This is a genomic window from Desulfoluna butyratoxydans, from assembly GCF_900699765.1.
Taxonomy (GTDB): domain Bacteria; phylum Desulfobacterota; class Desulfobacteria; order Desulfobacterales; family Desulfolunaceae; genus Desulfoluna; species Desulfoluna butyratoxydans.
Window position 1 is genome coordinate 209,720 of the sequence record NZ_CAADHO010000010.1, and the last position, 21,158, is coordinate 230,877.

Below are 21,158 nucleotides of genomic sequence, written 5' to 3' on the forward strand. Positions count from 1 at the left end.
GCTTTTATCCGATCTCTTGGCGAACAGCCTCGGCAATGGCCTCGGCCCAGTAGCGGGTGAGGTCGGCGTCCTCCCCTTCCACCATCACCCGGAGCATTTTCTGGGTGCCGGAGTAGCGCACCAGGGTGCGCCCTTTTCCGTTCAATGCTTTTTCCGCTTCGTCAATGGCCTTGGGCACTGCGGTGAGCTCTTCCAATGGCTTTTTCTCGGCAACGTCCACGTTAATGAGTACCTGGGGAAATACGGTCATGGCCTGTTTCAGTTCGGAGAGCGGCTTGCCGGTCTCTTTGAGGACGGTGAGCAGGAGGAGCGCGCTCAACAGGCCGTCTCCGGTGGTGTGGCGATCCAGAAAGATCATGTGGCCGGAGTCTTCCCCGCCCACCACGGCGCCCTGCTCTTTCATGGCGAGCATGACGTGGCGATCCCCCACCGCGCTTTTGGTGTGGGTGACCCCCTTTTCTTCCAGGCAGGCGGAAAGGCCCATGTTGCTCATGACGGTTGTGACCACGGTGTCGTTGGCAAGGATTCCCTGGGTCCGGTAGTATTCGGCCACAATGGCGATGACCTGGTCGCCGGAGACGATCTCTCCGGTCTCGTCCACGCAGATCAAGCGGTCGGCGTCTCCGTCAAAGGCAAGACCGGCGGATGCTCCGGAGGATGTCACCAGGGCCTGTACTTCGTCCGGGTGCTCGGAGCCGCAGCCCGCGTTGATGTTGATCCCGTTGGGGGTGGCGTTGATGAGTGTCAGCTCGGCTCCGGCGCCCCTGAGAAGGGGCTCCACGAGGCTGCTTGCCGCGCCGTTGGAGGCATCGGCCACCAGGCGCAGGCCGGAGATGTCCACGGGGCATGCCTCTTTAAGGAAACCCAGGTAGCGGGTGGCGGCATGGGGGATGTGGTTCATGGTTCCTACGGTGGAAGCTGCTTTCAGGTGCGACTGAAGGGCGTCGGTGTCTGCCACCAGGGCTTCGATGCGGGCTTCCACGGCCTCGTCGAATTTGAAGCCGTCTTCGTTAAACAGCTTGATGCCGTTGTCTTCAAAGGGGTTGTGGGAGGCGGAGATCACCACGCCCAGGGCTGCCTCGTCATGGGCGGCCGTGAGAAAGGCCACGCCGGGGGTGGGAATCACACCCGCCAGGGCCACATGGGCGCCCATGCTCATGACGCCTGCGGCAAGGGCCGAGGAAAGGGCCTGGCCCGACTGCCGGGTATCCCGCCCGATGATGACGGTGTGTTTGGATGGGGTGGCAAAGGTGGCTGCCACGGCCTGGCCCACCCGAAGGGCGGTTTCCACGGTCATGGGGTGCTGATTGAAGGTCCCGCGGATGCCGTCGGTTCCGAATAATTTCATGGATATCACCTTGGTTTTTAATGGGCTGTGGCCCATGTCTTAAGCGTAAGTTAAGGAGAAGTGCTCGGCCCCTAAGGCCTCTGTACGGCGGACGATGTCGAAGAGCCAGTCCCGACCCAGGGCGCGTTCCCGGTCGTCCAGGCCGTGGATGGTTTCGATGTAACCGGCTCCGGCGGCCATCTGGCCCACGACCTCCTCGAAGGAGCCGGGAACCTTGGGGTGGGCGCCAGGGGCGGCAAAGGCCTGGAGGGCCTCCTGAAACGCTTCGAGTTGTGATGTCACCTCTTTTTTCTGGGCGGCCAGGGAGGAGTCGGCCGGAACCGTCCCCTTTTCCATCCCCATGGCAAGGGAGGCGGGAAGCTTTTCGGCAAAGGCGCGGAATCGCTTCATGCGTTCATTCAGGGCACGGTCCAGGTTGGCCAGGTGTCCCTGGTGCACTGCCTTGGGGTAGGTCCTGCCCACAAAGGCGCTTCGGACCTGGCGGGTCCAGGCGGCGAGGGCCACGAGGTTGCCCATGTAGCGGATGTTGTGCTTCACGATGCGGGTGACGTTCTGGTAGATCCCTTCGGGGGCGGCAACGGAGCCTGCCCGCATGGCACCGCCGAAGTGGAGCCTCCCTTCGGTCTCTTCGTCCTTGCGCATGAGGGTACCTGCGGCCACCACCGTGCCGAAGGCCAGGTGGCACGGTCCCACCAGGCCCCCCTGCCCTCCCAGAAAAATGGGCCGTTTGTCCAGCATCACCCCTTCGGGGACATTCCCCAAAAGGGAGGCCGTGGCCTTGTCCTGGTTGGGGGTGAAGTTGAAGTGGATGTAGGAGCTGCCCACCTCACTGTGGTCGCGTCGGCTGGTGCCTCCGGCCATGAGCACGTCGCAGAAGTTGATGAGGCTCCCCAGGGTGACAAAGGGGAGCAAAATGGTCTGTTTGAGCCCCACGGTGTGGGCGCAGGAGGCCTCCTCTTCCAGAATGGTGCCTTCGCGCAGATGGGCGCCGGAGCCGACTTCGGCTTTTTCCAGGAAGACGGTTTTCTGGGCAAAGCCTCCCTTGAGGCGGACGCCTTTTGCCAGCTGGCAGGAGTCCACGGTCATGGGCGCCTCTTCGCCGAGGACGACCCCCGGGCCGATGAAGGTCTCTTCCCCGGAGATCCGGCAGCCCCTGTGGAGGGTCACCCCGTCGCCGGAGATGCGATCGATACGGACCTCCGGAGAGATCTCAATGCTCATGGGGGCGGGAATATTGACGCCTTTGTCCAGGAGCGCGCGAATGATGTCACCGGGTTCTGTTTCGTTCATGATGGCCTCTTATGGTAGGATGGTGTGGTCAGGTTTATAAATATCATGTTTTTAACGGCTGGTGAATGGCAAGTCAAGGGAAAGGCCCGGCGGAGGAGCCCCGGACTGAGGGGTGCTGCGGTACCGGAGGCTCTACGTATCGGGCGGAGGGCTCGCGGCGCGTTCCGGTCATCGCCTGTTTTTCACCCTTCCATCTTTGATGGAACAGGATGTATTAATGATCCGGTATCTTGGCCCGTCGCGGCCGTCGCAAATTTTTTTCCCTTGTCACACCCTGGCCCCGCCCTTATAATTTAATCTTTTTTTAACCCGATTGCCTCGCGGAATCACAACAACACGAACTGGAGAGACGATGGCTGAAAAAGGTTTCAGGATCAGCAAAACCCCTGTGTGGAAAAAACTCAAAGCCCATGCGGAAGAGATGAAGAGGCCTGAATACCATTTGAAGCAGCTGATACAAGAAGACGGCCGGATGGAGGGATTTTCCTTAAAGCATGTGGACTTCTTCTACGATTTTTCGCGGCAACGGGTCACGCGTAAGACCATGGACCTTCTCTTTGAACTCGCCAAGGTCGCGAAAGTTCATCGCAAATATCGCGACAAGGTGGACGGCTGCAAGGTGAACGTGACGGAGAACCGCGCCGCCCTGCACACGGCCGCACGCAGCTTCTCCGGCCAGTCCATCTGTGTGGACGGGGTCAACGTGATGGATGAGATCGACGCGGTTCGTCGCCAGATGAAGGAGTTCAGCGAAAAGGTCCACGATGGCACGGTGTGCGGCAGCACCGGGAAAAAGTTTCGTCACATCGTGGTCATCGGCATCGGTGGCTCCTACCTGGGCACCGAGTTCGTGGCCAACGCTCTGTTTGCCTATGCCGACAAAGGCATGGAGCTCCATTTTCTCTCCAACGTGGACTCCCACAATTTCGAGACCATCAAAACCAAGATCGACCCGGAATCCACCCTGTGCATCGTCATCTCCAAGAGCTTCACCACGGTGGAGACCATGGCCAACGCCCAGCAGATGAAGGCCTACATGACCTCCTGCGGCCTGGATGCCGTAAAGCATTTCGTGACGGTGACCAGCAAGGGGAGCCCCGGAGACAAGGGCAAAGAGTCCGGCATCGAGACCTTTCACATGTTCGATTTCATCGGTGGCCGGTTCAGCGTCACCTCGGCGGTGGGGGGCGTGCCCCTGAGTCTCTACCTGGGCTACGACCGCTTCAACCAGTTTCTGGAAGGGGCCCGGGAGATGGACATCCACACCAAGTACGCCCCCTCCCCAGAGAATATCCCCCTGGTGTCGGCCCTCATCGGGATCTGGAACAACAATTTTCTCGGGTACCAGGCCCAGGCCGTGATTCCCTATGCCTCTCCCCTCTCCAAACTGGCCCCCCACATCCAGCAGCTTAACATGGAGAGCAACGGCAAGTCCGTTACCATCAACAACTACGAGATCGACCAGTCCTCCGGGGTGATCATCTTCGGAGAGCCCGGCACCAACGCCCAGCACTCCTTTTTCCAGCTGGCCCACCAGGGCCACCCCTTCCCCATCGACTTCATCGGGGTGATCACGCCCCAGTACCCGGAAGGGGGCTGCCGTCCCCACGGGGTGAGCAACCACCAGGAACTCTGGGCCAACCTCATCTCCCAGGCCACTGCCCTTGCCGTGGGAAAAGACTCCGAGGAGAAGACCCGGTTCTTCCAGGGCAACCGCCCCTCCTCCACCATCTTGCTCAACGACCTCTCACCGGTGAACGTGGGACGCCTCCTCGCCTACTACGAGGCCCAGACCGTGTACAAAGCTTTTATCTGGGACATCAACCCCTTTGACCAGTTCGGGGTGGAGCTGGGCAAGACCATCGCCAACGACCTGCGCCGGGAGATTGTGGCGCGCAATACGAATCCGGAGCACAGCTTCGGTCATATGGATGAGATCACCCGGTTCTATCTGGAACGGTTGTTTGCCGGACGGTTGCCCCTTTAAGGGGCATGCCTCCGGCGGCCCTGCCGGGGGATTTATGGTTAAACTGGCACCAATAAAACATCTCAATATCGGTGTGTTGAATGTTTTTCGGTGCGCACGGCGCACCCTACGAGCCACCGACCGGTTACGCGTGCTGTAGGGTGCGGCTCCCGCACCGCCTGAAGCAGCGTTTGCCACCGTCCTTTGCCAAAACCCTTCCAATATCGACATCTTGAATGGTTTTCGGTGCGCACGGTGTCCCTCACGAACCACCGACCGGCCTCGCGGATCAAAACTAAAGAAATGCCGCCACACATTGACCAGAGGAACGAGGGTCAATGTGTGGCGGCAACCAGCTTTCAAGGTGGCTCACCTTGCCGCCGGAGGCGCTTTTATTCTTTTTTTCGCCAGCCCTACAACGGAAGGCGAGCGCGCGTCCGTTAAGATGGCGCAGGTCTGGTCGCCTATGGCCCAAAACAAAAAACGGAGCCGCTTTTTAAAAAGCGGCTCCGTTTTTTTGTTTGGTCATGTGCCTTGCGGCAGTGGCTGCTACTCGCCGAAGCGGTAGATCATGGCCGCCCAGGTAAGCCCTGCGCCCAATGCGGAGAAGAGGACGGTGCTTGATGCGGGGTCCACGAGGCCCTGCTCAATGGTTTCGTCCAGGGCGATGGGAATGGTGGCGGCGGTGGTGTTGCCGTATTTCTGGATGTTGTTGAAGATTTTGTCGCTGGGGAGGCCCAGGGTTTTCTGGTAGGCCTCGTTGATACGCAGGTTGGCCTGGTGGGGGATCACCATGTCTACCTCGTCCAGGGTCATGTCGGCCTGGTCCAGCACCTCACGGGTGACCTCGGGGAGCTTGCGGAGGGCCAGCTTGAAGATGCGGGTGCCGTCCATGGTGGGGAACTGGCCGCCGGTCTTGAGAAGCTCGGCGTTGATACGCTCCGGGTACTTGGAGGCAGGCAGCTCCAGCATGAGCTTGTCGGCGAATTTGCCGTCGGCCTTCAGGATGGTGCCGATGATCCCTACATTCTTCTCTGTCTCGATTCCCTCCAGGCAGACGGCGCCTGCGCCGTCTCCGAAGAGCACGGCCACGTCACGACCGGCTGTGGTCTTGTCCAGGCCGGTGCTGTGGACTTCGGCCCCGATGACCAGGACCTTGTTGTACATGCCGCTGCGGATGTAGGCGTCTGCCGTGCCCATGCCGTAGATAAAACCGGTGCACTGCTGGCGGATATCAAGGGCCGGTGTCTCGGAGAGGCCTAGCTTGGCCTGAAGGAGGCAACCGGAGCCGGGGAAAAAGATGTCCGGGCTCAGGGTGGCGAAGATGATCAGGTCCAACTCTTCGGCTTCCCACCCGGCGGTGTCCAGGGCCTTTTTGGCCGCTTCCAGGGCAAGGTCGGACGCCCCGACGATCTCTCCTTCCGGAACCCAGTAACGGGTCTTGATACCGGTACGCTGCTGGATCCACTCGTCGTTGGTATCCATCATCTTGGAAAGGTCGTCGTTGGTGACGCATCGGGAGGGGATACAACGGCCGGTGCCTCTGATTACACTTCGTTTCATATATATATGTTCCTTTCTATTTAAGGTAGATTTTGATGTCGGCCTTGTCAGCCATGGATTTTTCAAAGTAGGCGCGCTGGATCTGCAGGCGTTCTTTGGTCATGTTGTTCTTGATGGAACTTTTGACTTCGTCGAAGCCCATGGTGGAGGGCGCCTTGCGATCGGTTACTTCAATGATGTGGTAGCCGTCCAGGGACTTGACGATGCCGCTGCGCTCACCCTTTTTCAGGGAAAAGGATGCATCCAGCAGGGACTTGGCCACGGGAGAGTCTTTGGTGATGAACCCGACGTCCCCGCCGTTCTTGGCGTCCACCGCGTTGGATTTGGCCTTGGCGACCTCGGCAAAGGGCTTGCCTGCGTCCAGCTCTTTTTCCACGGCCTGGATCTTTTTAAGGGCCTCTTTGGTCTCTTCGTCGGTGGCGTCGGCGGGAAGTGCGATGTGGATGTGGCTGACGCGTACCTTCTCCGGGGTGCTGAAAAGGGCGGGCTGCTCATCGTAAAAGAGTCGCGCTTCCTCGTCGGTGACCACGATGTTGGCTTTTTTATCGAGCTGCTCCATAAAGGTCTGGACCATGAGCTGCTTTCGGATGCCGTTTTTGATGTCTGCCGGTGTCTTGCCCTGGGAGGCCAGGAGCTTGTCGAAGTCTACCTTGTCGCTGGTGAACTGGCTTTTCAGCTTTTCATAGTTTTCGGTCACAAGGTTTTCTTCCACCTTGACCCCTGCTTTTACGCTTTCCTGGTAGTAAAGGGTGTTGATGATAACGCGCTTGAGGACCTCCTGCTGGAGCTTCCGATACTCCGGAAGAGTCTGGACGGCGTAGTTCAGTTCCTTGAGGGTGATGGCTTCGTCATTGACGGAAGCGATCTCCATGGCCCCGGCTCCACCCGCCATAAGCATGAGGCATGCCGAGGTGGTGGCAAGGAGTCTGGTGAGAGGTTTCAGCATGTGTGGTCTCCAAAGTGTTTTTAAATGGGTACATGGTTATGCAGGACCTTGTGAGGGCTTGGATGCCCTCCATCGTGCTCTGACACTCTACGCACAAGCGTACGATATGTCAAACAGGGGCGTATGGTCCGCCCCGGCAGGCAGGCGTTCACAGGGCTTTTTATAAGGTAAGGGCCTTGGGCGGTCATGGGGCGGATGGGCTTTTTCACAAGGGGATACAGCCTGTACCCACAGAGGCCATTGGCCGGGGTCGTCTTGGGGAACAAATCCTTTCAAAAGCTTGCCCGAGCCTTTATTCTGTGGTTGTATCCCTCATCAGGAACCCGAACCATTACCTTTACCGAGGCACCCATGGCCCGTTTTGCCCTTGTGGACTGCAACAATTTTTACGTCTCCTGCGAGCGCGTGTTCAACCCGACCCTTGTGGGCCGTCCTGTCATCGTCCTTTCCAACAACGACGGATGCGCTGTGGCGCGCTCCAACGAGGCCAAGGCCCTGGGCATCGGCATGGGGGCTCCGGTCTTCACCCTGGAAGCGCTGCTCAAAAAGCACGACGTGGCCGTCTTCTCATCGAACTATGCCCTCTACGGGGACATGTCTCGGCGGGTGACCATCACCCTGGGCCAGCTGGTGCCGGACCTTGAGGTGTACTCCATCGACGAGTCCTTTCTGGACCTTTCCGCGTTCCGGGCGGCAGATGTTCCAAGGCTGTGCCGCACCATCGCCCAAACCGTGACGCAGGACACGGGTATCCCGGTCTCCGTTGGTGTGGGCCCCACCAAAACCCTGGCCAAGGTGGCCACGGGGTTTGCCAAAAAGTGCCCCAGTCTTGGCGGAGTCTGCGATATCTGTGATCCGGTCTGGCATGAACGGGCCCTTGCGGCCACGCCGGCGGGCAAGGTGTGGGGCGTTGGCCGGCGGTATGCAGAATTTCTGAAGGTTCGGGGGATCAACACCGCCCTGGACCTGGCAAAGGCGGACCGGGCCATGATCCGCAAACGCATGGGGATCAACGGCACCCGGATCATGGACGAGCTCTCCGGGATCTCCTGCTACCCGTTGGAGGCCAATCCACCCACAAAAAAAGGGGTCGGGGTATCCCGCACCTTTGTCAGGGGCATCGATGACCTCCGGGAACTTCGGGAGGCCCTCTCCTCCTATGCAGAACGGGCCGCTGAAAAGCTTCGAAAAGACGGCCTTCGGGCAGGCGCCATGGAAGTCTACGCCATGAGCAGCAGGTTTCGCAAAGACGATTTCTACTACAACACGGCCACGTTCCGGTTCCCGACCACGACCTCGGACAGCCCGGAGATCATCAAGGGCGCCCTTGAAGCCTTTGACACCATCTACCGGGAAAACACCCCGTTCAAAAAACTGGGAGTCCACATGCGGGAGCTGACCCGGGAAGCTGCGGAGCAGCAGCTCCTCTTCGATACCATGGACCGCACCCGTGCCTCGGCCCTGATGAAAACCGTGGACGCCCTGAACACCTCCATGGGGCGGCGCACCGTGGGCTACGCCTCTTCCGGGCTCGCCGCAAGCCGCCTGGCCCCCAAAGCCTGGCACACCCGGTTCAACCACAAGTCCCCTTCCTACACCACGCGCTGGGATCAGCTTCTCCGGGTGACTTGATTTCTTTTCCCGGTTTTGTTTCTTGTCGGTGCACCCTACGATTTATCGTCTTCTGTTGACACTCGCCACGGCATTGCTTATCGACGTCTTTTGGTTTGCCAGGGTTCGTAGGGTGCGGCTCCCGCACCGCCTGGCGTAACGGGGGCCGTCGGCCTTACGCTTGATCGGTCCTGTTACATGGATCCAGTCTGAAAAGTAAACAATATAGATATCTTGCCCAGTTTTTGGTGCGCACGGCGCACCCTACGATTTTTCGCCCCCTGTAAGAAACTCGCACGGCATTGCCCTGCGATTTCCCGGTTTTCGCGCCGCTTGATGCAACCTGCCGGCCGTGCGTCCCCGCCGATTAAATCATACCAAATTTACTCAATTACTCTGTTTTGTATGTCGTTTTGCGACCCCGTTCTTGTCTTGGTGTAGTGCGTGTGTTAATTCATTGTTTGGTAAGCGTAATTTGCTCTGTGTGGTGAAGGGGAATACTTGCCTTGTTGTGCCTGGTGATTTGCTTGATTTCTGGTGGAAATCTGTACAGGGTCGTAAGCAGGCGGGGACCACCGTTTGCCAAACCATAACGCTCCACTGTAGAGGGGGAAAACCCACATGCTAACCAGGATTTTTCCGTTTTTATCATGGTTCGAGGCGTACGACTCAGGCACGTTTAAAACCGATCTCGTGGCCGGGATCACCGTTGCAATGGTATTGATACCGCAGTCCATGGCGTACGCCCAGCTCGCCGGGCTTCCCGCCTATTACGGGCTCTATGCGGCATTCCTGCCGCCCATGATCGCAGCGCTGTTCGGGTCGAGCCGCCAGCTGGCCACAGGGCCGGTGGCCATTGTCTCCATGATGTCAGCGGCCTCCCTTGAACCGCTGGCCACAGCGGGGAGTGCCCAGTTCATCGCCTACTCTGTGCTCCTGGCGCTCACCGTGGGGATCTTTCAGTTTCTTCTGGGGGCGCTTCGCCTGGGGCTGGTGGTGAACCTTCTCTCCCACCCGGTGGTCAACGGGTTTACCAATGCTGCGGCCATTATCATCGCGTCCAGCCAGTTTTCAAAGCTCTTCGGTGTGTATGTGGACAAGGCTCCCCATCACTACCAGACCATCATCCATGTCATTCAGTCCGCCCTTCATTACACCCACTTGCCCACCCTGGGCCTGGGCGCCTTTGCCATTGCCGTCATGCTTGTGCTTAAGCGCGTGGCGCCAAAGGTTCCCAACGTTCTGGTGGCCGTGGCCCTGACCATTGTCCTGTCCAAGGCGTTTCATTTCAACAACGATCAGGTGGTGACAACGGCAGACATCCATGCCCCTGCGGTCCTTGAGACCATTGCCGCATTCAACGATGACATTCGATCCATTGAACGCCTCGCGGAAGAACGGGCAACGCTGAACAACGGGCGAAAGGAATTGCCTAAGGGCGTGACGCCCCGCGCGCCTTCCTCGGAACAGCTTGAATTCGATTACAGGTTGGCCATGATCAACGCGGAAATTCTGGGGCTCAAGGATGCATCACGGCAAAAGCGCGAGGCCCTGAGACGGGTTCACCTTCTTGCACCCGAAGAATCGGACGGTGCTCGAGGGTTCTATGTTGGAGATACCTTGCCATCGGGCATGAAGACCGATGGCCGCACATGGCGCATCCGGGTAAAAAACCGGGTCATCGCAGACGACGCCATTGAGATGATCGGTGCCGGAGCCGTCGTGGGGGATATTCCCCGGGGCTTGAAACTCAGTGTGCCTGCCGCACCGGAGAACAGCAGCTACCTGGCGGCCTTTGTCCAGCTGTTGCCCTATGCGGTGATTATTTCCCTGCTGGGGTTCATGGAGGCCATCGCCATTGCCAAGGCCATGGCCGCCAAAACAGGACAGAAGCTTGATCCCAATCAGGAGCTCATCGGCCAGGGCCTTGCCAACATGATCGGTGCCTTTGGCCAGAGCTACGCAGTCTCCGGGTCCTTTTCCCGCTCTGCGGTCAACCTTCAGGCCAACGCGGTGAGCGGGATCTCCTCTGTGGTCACCAGCATCATGGTGGCCCTGACCCTGCTTTTCTTTACCCCGCTTCTCTACCACCTCCCCCAGGCAGTCCTGGCGGCCGTGATTATGATGGCGGTCATCGGGCTGATCAATGTGCGTGGGTTTGTCCATGCGTGGAAGGCAAAGCGGGCCGACGGCGTGATTTCCGTGGTGACCTTTGTCTGCACCCTCTACTTTGCCCCCAACCTGGAAGAAGGCATCTATGTGGGGGTGGGCATGACCTTTCTGGTTTTTCTTTTCAAGAGCCTCAGGCCGCAGGTGGCGCTTCTCTCACGATCCCATAACGACTCCCTCAAGAGCGCTGAAAAATACGGGCTCAAGGAGTGCGATCATATTGCCGTGGTCCGTTTTGACGGGCCTTTGATCTTTACCAACGCCACCTATCTTGAAGACAAGGTCCTGGCGTATATCGCCGAAAAGCCGGATTTGAAGCACGTCATCATCGAAGCAAGCGGAATTAACGACATCGACGCATCAGGTGAAGAGGCCCTGGCCATTCTGGTGGAGACCGTGCGTGAAAGCAATCGGGACGTCTCCTTCAGCGGAGTCAAGGAAAGGGTCTTCGACGTGTTGAAGCGAACCCATCTTCTGGAAACCATCGGCGAGGATCATTTCTATGCCACCGGCGACGAGGCATTGAAATCAGTCTATGAAAAGATCCACCGGGAGGGGGAGTGCCAGTCGTGCCCCCTTTCCACCTACCTGCCCAGGGAAGAAAAATCCCTTCACAAGGCCCGGGCCTGATGGAAAAGGAAAGGGGCATGCGGGTTGCCTTACGGCCCCATGCCCCTTCCCTCCCCGTTTTATACAGATACACAGTATGGATCGTTTAGCCGGACGGCCGGGATTATATTTTCTGTGGTTTAAATAAGTTTGATGGGCATGGAGATTGATTTCTGGTATTCATTTAAGGATATACGTGTTGACGCATGGCGATTGCCGTGCTCATTGATTGGGCGCGTCGATACGATCCGTGACGGATGCTTCTTTTAACCGTAAATGTATGAGGAAACCATGTCGTGCCTCGCAGATTTTAAGGTGTTACCGATTTTAGATGACACAACAGACGAGATCGTTTCTGACCATCTGGCAAAAAGGGATGCTTCCCTTCTGAAGAAAATCATACGGAAATTGTCAACCGGCACAAGCCGGATCATTCGGAAGTGTATTTTTCGTAATATTTATTGAATTCTTAGGCCCCTGCCGAGGTACGAAGCGGTATGTCCCATCGTCGGCGTCGGTTTTTTGTAGGGTGCGGCCCCCGCACCGCTTGACGTAACAAGGACCATCGGCCTTACGCTTTTGGCGGTTTCGGCTATACGGGCGTCTTTTAAAAAATCGTTCAAATTCGGTTTGTTGGATGCCTCTCGGTGCGCACGGCGCACCCTACGGCACATCGCCTACTGTCGAAAAACGTGTCGGTATGACTCACCGTAAACTCCCGGTTTTTGTAGGGTGCGGCCCCCGCACCGCCCGGCGTAACGCGGACCACCGGCCTACTTCAAAAATCCATACATATCGATACCTTGACTGATTTTCGGTGCGCACGGCGCACCCTACGGCACATCGCTTACTGTCGAAACACGCGGCGGTATGACTCATCGTCGGCTTCCGGTTTTCGTTGGGTGCGGCCTTACGCCTTTTTCGGTTTGGCTGCACGGGTGTTTTTAATTGAGCCGCCCTTAACACCTCCCCCACAAACACCAAACGCCCTTCGGCGCGAAGCCGAAGGGCGTTTGGGTTTTCATCTTCTATTCTGAGCTCTGGCCCCGGGCGTCACACGACCGGAGCACCGGAGCTGTTACACATAATCAAAATCTTCTTCGGCGTCGAACCACTTGCCGCGCCCCAGGTGGAGGACGAAGCAGACGCAGCCCATGACCACATAGGCGAGGACAAACTCGGAGGTGGGGAAGAAACCGAGCATGGCGCTGTGGATAAAGCCGAACACGGAGAGGCCCGCTGCGGCAAAGGAGACGATGGCGGCTTTGTCCAGGCGGCGGTCGATGATGAACACCACGAAGCTGCTCAGGATGATGCCGATGATGATAGCACCGGCTTTAACGGCGGGGACGCCGTTCCACATGACGCCTGCTTCCATGAGGTTCTGGGTGACCTTGGAGCCGTACCCGGCGAGGCCGGAGGCCTGGGTTTCGGCCCAGACACCGGAGATGCCCACGGCGCCGGTTACCTGGGTGTAGAGGAAATCGGCGATGGGGGGAACCATGGCGATACCCACACCGGCGTAGTGCTTGGGCTTGCAGTCCTTAAAGGCCTGGGCAAGCATGATGGTTGCGCACCAGAGGTAGGTGATGGCCGCCACCGCAGGGGGCACCAGGGCGCTGAAAAAGGTGAAGAGGCCAAAGATCCCGGAAAGCCCCAGGAGAAGACCGCCCAGCCAGGAGAACCCGATGCAGGCCCCGGCCTTTTTGAGACCGGCATGGCCCAGCCATACGGTGTTGGGAACCACACCGCCGAAGAGGGCGGAGATCATGGTGGCCACGCCGTCTGCGAACTGTGCGTTGCGGACGTTGTAGTTGTCCCCAGCGGCGTTGGCAGCTTCCACGTTGTCCATGGTCTCAATGAAGTTGTAGACCTCAATGGGGATGATCACGGAGAGGTAAGGCAGCACCACGGCAAACCCGTTGAGCAGCGCGTCAAAGGCTCGAACAGGGTTGGGGGTGTAGAAGCCGATGCCGCTGAAGTCGATGGAGGTGCGGCCAAGGACAAGGGCGTACACAATGCCGCCCACGATGGCAACAGCAAAGGGAGGCATGCGTTTGGGAAACAGGTACCCGCCGAACACGCCCATGACGGCCACGGCCAGGATGGGCAGCCCCACCAAAGGATCGCTGTAGAGGTCAAACACACCCTGGGTGGACATCCAGATAAACCCGATGCCTGCCACGGTGCCGAGGAGGGCTGCACGGGGAATACGCTCCTTGAGCCAGGGACCGATGAATCCGCCCAGGAACTCGATGAACCCGCCGATAAAGCAGGCGGCAACCGCTGCGGACCACTCCAGTTCAGGGTCGCCCAGGGCGTAGTGCAGCGGCATGATGACGCCGAAGAGGATCACGAACATGGCAGGCGTGGACACGCCCGAGGGCAGCGCGGTGACATCGGTGCGGCCTTCGGTCTGGGCCAGGCGCCAGGCGTTGTAGGCATAGTAGAAACCACTCACCAGGAGCCCCATGGAGAGACCGGGGATCACGCGTCCGTAGACAATTTCGTCCGGCCATCCGAGGACACCGGAGAGGGTCGCGATGACAATGATATAGTTTACGATATTGTTGGCCAGGATGTAGGTGAGGCCGCCAATATCGCCTTTGCAGAACAAGGGTAACTTCGTACTCATCTTTTTAAGCCAGTCCTTTATGCTTCAATGGAAATGAAATCAAAACGGGTCACATCAAACAGCCCCATGTCGGTGAGCTTGATCTCCGGGATTACGGCAAGGGACATAAAGCAGAGGGTCATCACCGGCTCCACATCGCCGCTGACGGACAACACCTCGTGGGCTTTTTCGTGGATGGCCGTCAGGCGCTCTTCCACCCACTCCCCGCTCTGATCGCTCATGAGGCCTGCGATGGGCATGGGCATGCTCTCCACCACCTCGCCGTTGTTGGCCAGGACAATGCCGCCGCCCTGGGCAATGAGGGACTCCACGGCAAAGGCCATGTCCTCGTCGGTGACGCCCACCACGATGATGTTGTGGGAGTCGTGGGCCACGGACAGGGCAATTGCGCCCTGCTTGATGCCGTAGCCGCGGAGAAGCCCCACGGCCACGTTGCCGGTGTTCTGGTGGCGTTCCACCACGGCCACCTTCACCACGTCCTTGTCCGGGTTGTGGAGGAACTCTCCGTCACTGGTGCGGGAGATCTCTTCAACGCCTTTTTCGGTGACCACGCCGCCGGGCAGGATCTGAATGACGTGGGCCTTGTCTGAGTTGATCTTAAGGGAGAGTTTCTCTTTGGAGAACTCCTTGACCTTGAAGTGACCCTTGGTGGCGGAGATATCGTGGCGCGTGACTTCGGGCAGGTAGGTGCCGCCGTCTCCCACCAGGGCCCCGTCGATCCATACCTTTTGAACGGCAAAATCGCTCAGGTTGTCAAAGAGCACGATGTCGGCCTTCAGGCCCGGGGCAATGGCGCCTCGGTCGGTGAGCTCGTAGCACTCCGCAGCGTTTAAGGTGGCCATCTGGATGGCCATGATGGGATCGATGCCCTCTTCTGCGCAGATGCGCAGGTGGTTGTCCAGGTGACCGATGCTGAGAATGGTCTTGGGCTGGCAGTCGTCCGCGCAGAACAGGCAGCGCCTGCTGTTGGAAGCGGTGACGCCTTTGAGCAGGTCTTTGAGGTTGTGGCAGGCAGAGCCCTGGCGCATGAGTACGTACATGCCGCGGGCAATGCGGTCGTGCATCTCCTCCACGGTGGCGCACTCATGGTCGGTGCGGATGCGGGCGGCGGCATAGGCGTTGAGGTCGTTGCCGAAGACGCCGGGGCTGTGCCCGTCAACGGGTTTGCCCGCGCGTTTTGCCACCAGGAGCTTGTCCAGGGAATCATCCAGGCCGTTGACAACGCCGGGAAAGTTCATGAACTCGCCGAGGCCCAGGACCTCGTCACGCTTGATGGGCTCTTCCATGGCCTGGGCGTCGATGGTGCAACCGGCGTGTTCAAAGGGTGTTGCCGGCACGCACGAGGGCAGCATCATCTGCACGTCCAGGGCGGTGAGCTTGGATGCGGAGATCATGTAATCCAGACCCGCAAACCCGCAGACGTTGGCGATCTCGTGGGGGTCGGCAATGATGGTGGTGGTGCCGTGGGGGACCACCAGGCGGCCGAGCTCCTCCGGGCTTACATAAGATGATTCGATATGGATATGGCTGTCGATGAACCCGGGGGCCGCGTACTGGCCCTTGGCGTCTACTTCGTTGGCGGCGGCATACTCGCCCACACCGGCGATGAGACCGCCTGTGACGGCAATGTCGCCTTCCACGATGGTGCCGTTGTAAACATCAACAACCTTGGCGTTTTTGATAACAAGGTCGGCTTCGACGCGGCCTGCGGCCACATCGATCAAATTTTTCAGCTCTGTCTTTTTCATGGGTTTCCTCCCCTACTTCGCCGGGGTCAGGCCAAGAATGGGGTCAAAGGTTTCAAGGGCGATGCAGTCCACAGGCCCCACGTCCGTGATGGCGTAGTCGGGGATCGCCGTAATGGGCAGGAAGAACATGTACATCAGGGGCTCAGGCAGGTCGCAGCCAAGGGCCTGGGCCGCCTTGTTGAGCAATGTCTCCTGATGCGCGATCTCCTTTGCGTCCAGGTCGCTTGCAATGCCGCCCACGGGCAGGGCAAGGAACTCGATGATTTTTCCACCTTCAACAATCACCTGGCCGCCGCCGTTTTCGATGAGATGGTTCACGGCAATGGACATGTCCTTTGCATCGGCGCCCATGACCACGATGTTGTTGTCGTCAGGGGCCGCAGAAGAGGCCATGGCCCCTTTCTTCAGCTTCCAGCCGGAGCAGAACGCCAGGGACTTGTTGCCGTTGCGGCCGAACCGTTCCACCACAGAGACCATGAGGGCGTCCTGCTCGGTATCGGGCTGGACGATGTGGTTCTCAACGTTTAAGGTCACGTCGCGGCGCTTGCGGACAAAGGGGCCCACCACGTTCATGGAGAGAACCTCTGCGGTGCCCTCTTCCATATCCACCCGGTATTCAAAGTCGGCCTGGGTGGTTTTCTCGCATTTGAGCTCGCTGGAGAGCACGGTGCTGCGCTTGGGAGCGTTCAGCTCGTAAGTCAGGTCCCTGCCTTTGGAGACCAGCTTGCCGTTGGTGATCACCGCCTCGACGTTGAAGGTTTCGGGGTTGTCCACCACGAGGATGTCCGCAAGCTTGCCCGGGGTGATGGAGCCCACCAGGTGGTCCACACGGTAAGCCTCGGCGCTGTTGATGGAGCCCATCTGGATGGCGGTCATGGGATCGACACCCTCTTTGATGGCCAGGCGGACCACGTGGTCCATGTGCCCTTTCTCCAGGATGTCCGTTGCCGTGACATCATCGGTGCAGAAGCTCACGCGGCGCGCAAAGGCGGGGTTCACCTCGGTGACGGCGCGGATGTTCTCTTTCAGGAAATGGGTAACGGACGACTCGCGGATCAGCATGTGCATGCCGTTTCGCATTTTTTCCACCACCTCTTCGTGATCGTAGCTCTCGTGGTCGAGGCGGACACCGGCACAGAGGTAACCGTTCAGGTCCTTACCACGGGCCATGGGGGCGCATCCGAAGATGGGCATCCTGTTGGCCTGGGCCACAGCCAGGGCTCCCAGGGTGTCCTCGTCTTCTTCGATCACCGCTTCGCGGACAGTCTCCCACACGCCGAAACACTCCGGCCACGTCTGGACCTCTTTGTGGGTCTCTTCGGTGAAGTTGTAGGATACCGTGGATTTGGGGAAGGTGTACGGGGTCTTGTAAGGGGCTCCCCAGAAGACTTTCAAGGGGCTTTCCTTGATCTCGGCAAAGACTTCCTTTAAGCCTTCGATCCCCGATACGGAGATGTACTCGTCAAGGCCGGAGACGATGCAGGTCGTTCCACAGGGAACCACCGCCTTTGCAAAGCTTGTGATGCTGAGTTTGCTGCATTCGCTGTGCAGGTGCCCGTCGATGAGTCCGGGTGCAAGGTACTTGCCGGTGGCGTCGATGATCTCGGTCTCTTCGCCGATGTAGTCTGTCACATCACCGATGGCGACGATGATCTCATCATAGATGGCCACGTCTGCGGGGTAGATTTCACTGGACATGACATTGACCAGCTGACCGCCTCGTACGACTTTGTGTGCCGGAACAAGGCCACGTCCGGCCCGAATGAGTCGTTTCAGCCTATCTTTACCCATTTGCATAAATCCTCCTATAAATAGTTATGAGATAGGCCGTCCATTTCTGGCAAATCAGGTTTCCCGTCCTGCAACACATATCCCGACGAATTTATGAAAGATTACAAGCGCTTACAAAAGAAGCTATGTTGTGGATGAGGGGCTATATTAAACCATATGGAAATTATTTCAATCTTTTTTGAACAAGACGAATTGAGGAGATGGTTTTTTAGTTTCCCTTGAAAGGCACATTGCTGAGGCAAAACAATGCCGCAGGGGGCCGGGCATGTTCTCCCCTCCCCTGACATGATGCCGCAAACACCAAAGACATTCGCACCACGCCTCCGTATGACGAGCAGCGGAGAGTGCCTTTCATTGGTCATTTACCCATACCGTTCAAAACCAGCTCACCCTTCTATCGCCGTCCTCACTTTTCTTTCCATGGATCTGGTATTTTCTTGTGGTGGGAATTTGTCATGGGATTTTTTGTTATCTCTCGCAATGTTTCGTTTTGCCTGGAAAAAAATGACTATTAAAGCTATAAGTGGCTCACCTGCCACTGGCGACGAACCATCATTACTTCTTACCTGAATAATTTATTTTTTACCGAGAGCCTGAGCGGTCTTCAACCGGTTACTCGTGGCATTCATCATCAATTTTAAATGGAGGCGTTAAATGAAACATGTCATTTTAATCATTCTGGTATCGGTTTGTCTTACTGCGTGTTGCATGAAAAGTCTCAAGGTGAGACCTGAAATGAATGCCCTTGATATGAAAAATGCAAACATCGGTGTTATGAAAGCAGACATTGAATTTGATTTTAGTGAGTGTTGTCCATCCAAGGATGAAGAGAAGATCGCTCTCAATATCAAAAAGAAATCTGAAGAGTTGTGCACACAACTTGTGGCGGGTGATATATCAATTGAGGCTTACAATTCAAAAATAGAATCCATCCATAAAGCCTTATACATGGTTGTATATGCTTGTGCTGCAAGCACAGGAAGAGATATCAACGATCTCTCGAAACCTCATTTTACGATTCCGACTGTTTCTGTCCAAGAGGCTTGGGAACATTTGGAACAAATAGATCAAATAATCGAGTAGCGGTCTGTAGGTCCTGTTCGGATGTGATTGGCCCACAATATCAATGTTAAGGAGCTTATACGACGGCCCCGAAACGGCTTATTCTTCCCGTGCCCGATGGGCGTGGCACTACCTTGCCCGTCGGGCAATGCCCAACACCACCCATCACCATGGAAACTCAGGCTTCCTCACACAGCCATCCCGGGCATGGCCGGCTCGTCACATGCCCTCCCCCCCCCCCCAAAAAAAAAATCATCCTCCCCTGCCCTGAAACGCCGCCACGTGATGAAGTCTCCCCTTGAAAACCACCGTGAACCGTACTACCATTTGGTCCATTTTTAAGTAAATCAGGAAACGGGCAATACATTTCTGTGCGTTTGAACTGCTTTCCGGCGGCTTGACTGGATGGCCGAAACCGATGTGAGGTACAAAGAGACATGAAAAAGACGTTTACGGGCTGCCTGCTGTCAATGATTTTTCTCATAAGCATGCTTACCCCTGCCCTTGCAGACACCCAAACACCGCTAACAGACCGGCATCGGTTTGGCGTGGGGCTGAAAACCCACTATTTCGACTACAAGGAGCCCGGGATCATGGAGGAGACGGGGTTCATGTATGGCGTTGTCGGACACTATACGCACCACACGGCTTACAATGTGATGGTTCATGCCAGCGTCGAATACAGCATGGGCAGCCTCGACTACGACGGTCACCTCCAGGACGGGACACCTTTTGAAACAGATACGGATGATTGGCTCGTGGAGTGCCGGGGCCTTATTGGCTATGACATCGGCATCAAGGGCAGATACCTCATAACGCCCTATACGGGAGTCGGGTATCGCTACTGGAACGACGTTATCTCCTCTGCCTATGGATATGAACGAGAAATTCACTACTGGTATGCCCCCATCGGTGTGAAAACGGCGGGACCGCTTGCCGAGAAGTGGACGTGGGGATTGACGGCAGAATACGATCTTTTTTGTCGGGGGACCGTGAAAAGCCACGTGAGCGATGCAGACCCAGCCTACAATGACCCTTCCCTTGATCAGGACTTTGGCGAAGGCTATGGGGTCCGGTGCTCCCTGATGTTTGAAAGGGCTCTTGCCGGGGGCGCTTCAATCTCCATCGAGCCGTTTATTTCCTATTGGGACATGCAGCGTTCAGAGGTTGGCGATCTCTACTCCAATGGCGCGCCCATCGGCCATGTGGTCGAACCGGAAAACGAAACGCTCTCTTACGGGCTGAGCATAAGCCTCAACCGATAGGTAGAAAAAAAGGGCGCGTCATGCTCATTGACGCAGACCGACAAAGGCCATTCCAGACATGGCCGGTTTTCCTCATACATGATGGGCACGGCACCAAGGCCGTCGCCCGCCCAACGGTTGCGGGCTTGCCTTTGCCCATCCTACAGGCTCTGGCTAACGACCCCGGTAGCCGTGTGCCACACGTAGGATGGGCAAAGCGGAGCGTGCCCATCGTTGCCTGGTTACCCCACACCTTCCCAACCAACAGAACCCTTCACCATACCCGATGGGCACGGCGCCAAGGCCGACGCCCGTCCAACTGGTGCGGGCTTGCCTTTGCCCATCCTACAGAACTCGGGTTAACGACACCGGTAGCCGTGTGCCACACGTAGGATGGGCAAAGCGAAGCGTGCCCATCTTTTTCTGGTTACCCCACACGTTCCCAACCAACAGACCCTTTCGCCACACGCGATGGGCACGGCACCAAGGCCGTCGCCAGGCCAACGGGTGCGGGCTTGCCTTTGCCCATCCTACAGGCTCGGGTTAACGACCCCGGTAGCCGTGTGACACACGTATGATGGGCAAAGCGGAGCGTGCCCATCTTTTCCTGGTTACGCCACACCTTCCCAACCAACAGAATCTTTCGGCATACGCGATGGGCACGGCACCAAGGCCATTGCCATCCCAACGGTTGCGGGCTTGCCTTTGCCCATCCTACAGATCTCGGGGTAACGGCTCCGTTAGCCATGTGTTGCACGTAGGATGGGCAAAGCGAAGCGTGCCCATCTTCGTATGGTTACCCCACACCTTCCCAAGCAACAGAATCTTTCGCCATACGCGATGGGCACGGCGCCAATGCCATCGCCATCCCAACGGTTGCGGGCTTGCCTTTGCCCATCCTACAGGGTTCGGGTTAACGCGATTCCGGTAGCCGCGTGTCACACGTAGGATGGGCAAAGCGGAGCGTGCCCATCTTTTCCTGGTTACGCCGCATCTTCCCAACCAACAGAATCTTTCGCCATACGCGATGGGCACGGCGCCAAGGCCTTCGCCCGCCCAACGGTTTCGGGCTTGCCTTTGCCCATCCTACAGAATTCGGGTTAACGATCCCGGTAGCCGTGTGTCACACGTAGGATGGGCAAAGCGGAGCGTGCCCATCGTTGCCCGGTTACCCCA

General features: G+C 57.7%; 12 protein-coding genes. 5 read left to right on the forward strand and 7 right to left on the reverse strand.

The window, feature by feature from the left end:
• Positions 1–4: 4 nt before the first annotated feature.
• Both glmM and MSL71_RS21980 read right to left on the reverse strand, forming a co-directional pair.
• The gene (gene glmM / locus MSL71_RS21975) at positions 5–1,348 is read right to left on the reverse strand and encodes a phosphoglucosamine mutase (RefSeq protein WP_180144968.1); all 1,344 of its coding nucleotides are present in this window, start codon (positions 1,346–1,348) and stop codon (positions 5–7) included.
• Between the two features lie 39 nt (positions 1,349–1,387).
• A complete protein-coding gene (locus MSL71_RS21980; protein ID WP_180144971.1) occupies positions 1,388–2,638 on the reverse strand; it encodes a hypothetical protein in 1,251 nt (416 codons plus the stop codon).
• A gap of 352 nt (positions 2,639–2,990) precedes the next feature.
• On the opposite strand from MSL71_RS21980, the gene pgi reads away from it, so the two are divergent.
• Positions 2,991–4,625 (forward strand): glucose-6-phosphate isomerase, encoded by a 1,635-nt coding sequence (gene pgi / locus MSL71_RS21985; RefSeq protein ID WP_180144974.1) that lies wholly within the window; start codon positions 2,991–2,993, stop codon positions 4,623–4,625.
• Positions 4,626–5,153: 528 nt separating this feature from the next.
• Here pgi and MSL71_RS21990 read toward each other — a convergent pair.
• Positions 5,154–6,167, reverse strand: coding sequence for a 3-oxoacyl-ACP synthase III family protein (locus tag MSL71_RS21990; RefSeq protein ID WP_180144976.1), 1,014 nt, complete (start codon positions 6,165–6,167; stop codon positions 5,154–5,156).
• 16 nt (positions 6,168–6,183) lie between these two features.
• Entirely contained in the window at positions 6,184–7,113 is a 930-nt protein-coding gene (locus MSL71_RS21995; RefSeq protein WP_180144979.1) for a foldase protein PrsA, read from the reverse strand.
• 351 nt (positions 7,114–7,464) lie between these two features.
• On the opposite strand from MSL71_RS21995, the gene MSL71_RS22000 reads away from it, so the two are divergent.
• Complete coding sequence (locus tag MSL71_RS22000; RefSeq protein ID WP_180144981.1) at positions 7,465–8,745, forward strand: Y-family DNA polymerase; 1,281 nt, start codon at positions 7,465–7,467, stop codon at positions 8,743–8,745.
• Positions 8,746–9,345: 600 nt separating this feature from the next.
• Positions 9,346–11,523 carry a SulP family inorganic anion transporter gene (locus MSL71_RS22005; RefSeq protein ID WP_180144984.1) on the forward strand — a complete coding sequence of 726 codons (2,178 nt, stop codon included), beginning with the start codon at positions 9,346–9,348 and terminating at the stop codon, positions 11,521–11,523.
• Positions 11,524–12,580: 1,057 nt separating this feature from the next.
• Here MSL71_RS22005 and MSL71_RS22010 read toward each other — a convergent pair.
• From MSL71_RS22010 to MSL71_RS22020, 3 genes are read right to left on the reverse strand one after another with little or no spacing between them, the layout of a single operon-like run.
• Positions 12,581–14,137 carry a xanthine/uracil/vitamin C permease gene (locus MSL71_RS22010; RefSeq protein WP_180144987.1) on the reverse strand — a complete coding sequence of 519 codons (1,557 nt, stop codon included), beginning with the start codon at positions 14,135–14,137 and terminating at the stop codon, positions 12,581–12,583.
• A 17-nt stretch (positions 14,138–14,154) separates the two neighbouring features.
• On the reverse strand, positions 14,155–15,885 hold the full coding sequence (gene ade, locus MSL71_RS22015) for an adenine deaminase (protein ID WP_180144990.1): 1,731 nt from the start codon (positions 15,883–15,885) through the stop codon (positions 14,155–14,157).
• 12 nt (positions 15,886–15,897) lie between these two features.
• A complete protein-coding gene (locus MSL71_RS22020) occupies positions 15,898–17,676 on the reverse strand; it encodes an adenine deaminase (RefSeq protein ID WP_246317873.1) in 1,779 nt (592 codons plus the stop codon).
• A 654-nt stretch (positions 17,677–18,330) separates the two neighbouring features.
• Here MSL71_RS22020 and MSL71_RS22025 point away from each other — a divergent pair.
• Together MSL71_RS22025 and MSL71_RS22030 are read left to right on the forward strand one after the other, a co-directional pair.
• The gene (locus MSL71_RS22025; RefSeq protein WP_180144996.1) at positions 18,331–18,759 is read left to right on the forward strand and encodes a hypothetical protein; all 429 of its coding nucleotides are present in this window, start codon (positions 18,331–18,333) and stop codon (positions 18,757–18,759) included.
• Between the two features lie 416 nt (positions 18,760–19,175).
• On the forward strand, positions 19,176–20,003 hold the full coding sequence (locus MSL71_RS22030; protein ID WP_180144999.1) for a hypothetical protein: 828 nt from the start codon (positions 19,176–19,178) through the stop codon (positions 20,001–20,003).
• The last annotated feature ends 1,155 nt before the right edge of the window (positions 20,004–21,158 follow it).

Excerpts from the sequence above, each read along its gene's own strand:
- MSL71_RS22000 (WP_180144981.1), top strand. The coding sequence starts at position 7,465 with ATGGCCCGTTTTGCCCTTGTGGACTGCAACAATTTTTACGTCTCCTGC.
- ade (WP_180144990.1), bottom strand. The coding sequence starts at position 15,885 with ATGAAAAAGACAGAGCTGAAAAATTTGATCGATGTGGCCGCAGGCCGC.
- MSL71_RS22030 (WP_180144999.1), top strand. The coding sequence starts at position 19,176 with ATGAAAAAGACGTTTACGGGCTGCCTGCTGTCAATGATTTTTCTCATA.
- MSL71_RS22020 (WP_246317873.1), bottom strand. The coding sequence starts at position 17,676 with ATGGGTAAAGATAGGCTGAAACGACTCATTCGGGCCGGACGTGGCCTT.
- pgi (WP_180144974.1), top strand. The coding sequence starts at position 2,991 with ATGGCTGAAAAAGGTTTCAGGATCAGCAAAACCCCTGTGTGGAAAAAA.
- MSL71_RS21990 (WP_180144976.1), bottom strand. The coding sequence starts at position 6,167 with ATGAAACGAAGTGTAATCAGAGGCACCGGCCGTTGTATCCCCTCCCGA.
- MSL71_RS21980 (WP_180144971.1), bottom strand. The coding sequence starts at position 2,638 with ATGAACGAAACAGAACCCGGTGACATCATTCGCGCGCTCCTGGACAAA.
- MSL71_RS21995 (WP_180144979.1), bottom strand. The coding sequence starts at position 7,113 with ATGCTGAAACCTCTCACCAGACTCCTTGCCACCACCTCGGCATGCCTC.
- glmM (WP_180144968.1), bottom strand. The coding sequence starts at position 1,348 with ATGAAATTATTCGGAACCGACGGCATCCGCGGGACCTTCAATCAGCAC.
- MSL71_RS22005 (WP_180144984.1), top strand. The coding sequence starts at position 9,346 with ATGCTAACCAGGATTTTTCCGTTTTTATCATGGTTCGAGGCGTACGAC.
- MSL71_RS22010 (WP_180144987.1), bottom strand. The coding sequence starts at position 14,137 with ATGAGTACGAAGTTACCCTTGTTCTGCAAAGGCGATATTGGCGGCCTC.
- MSL71_RS22025 (WP_180144996.1), top strand. The coding sequence starts at position 18,331 with ATGAAACATGTCATTTTAATCATTCTGGTATCGGTTTGTCTTACTGCG.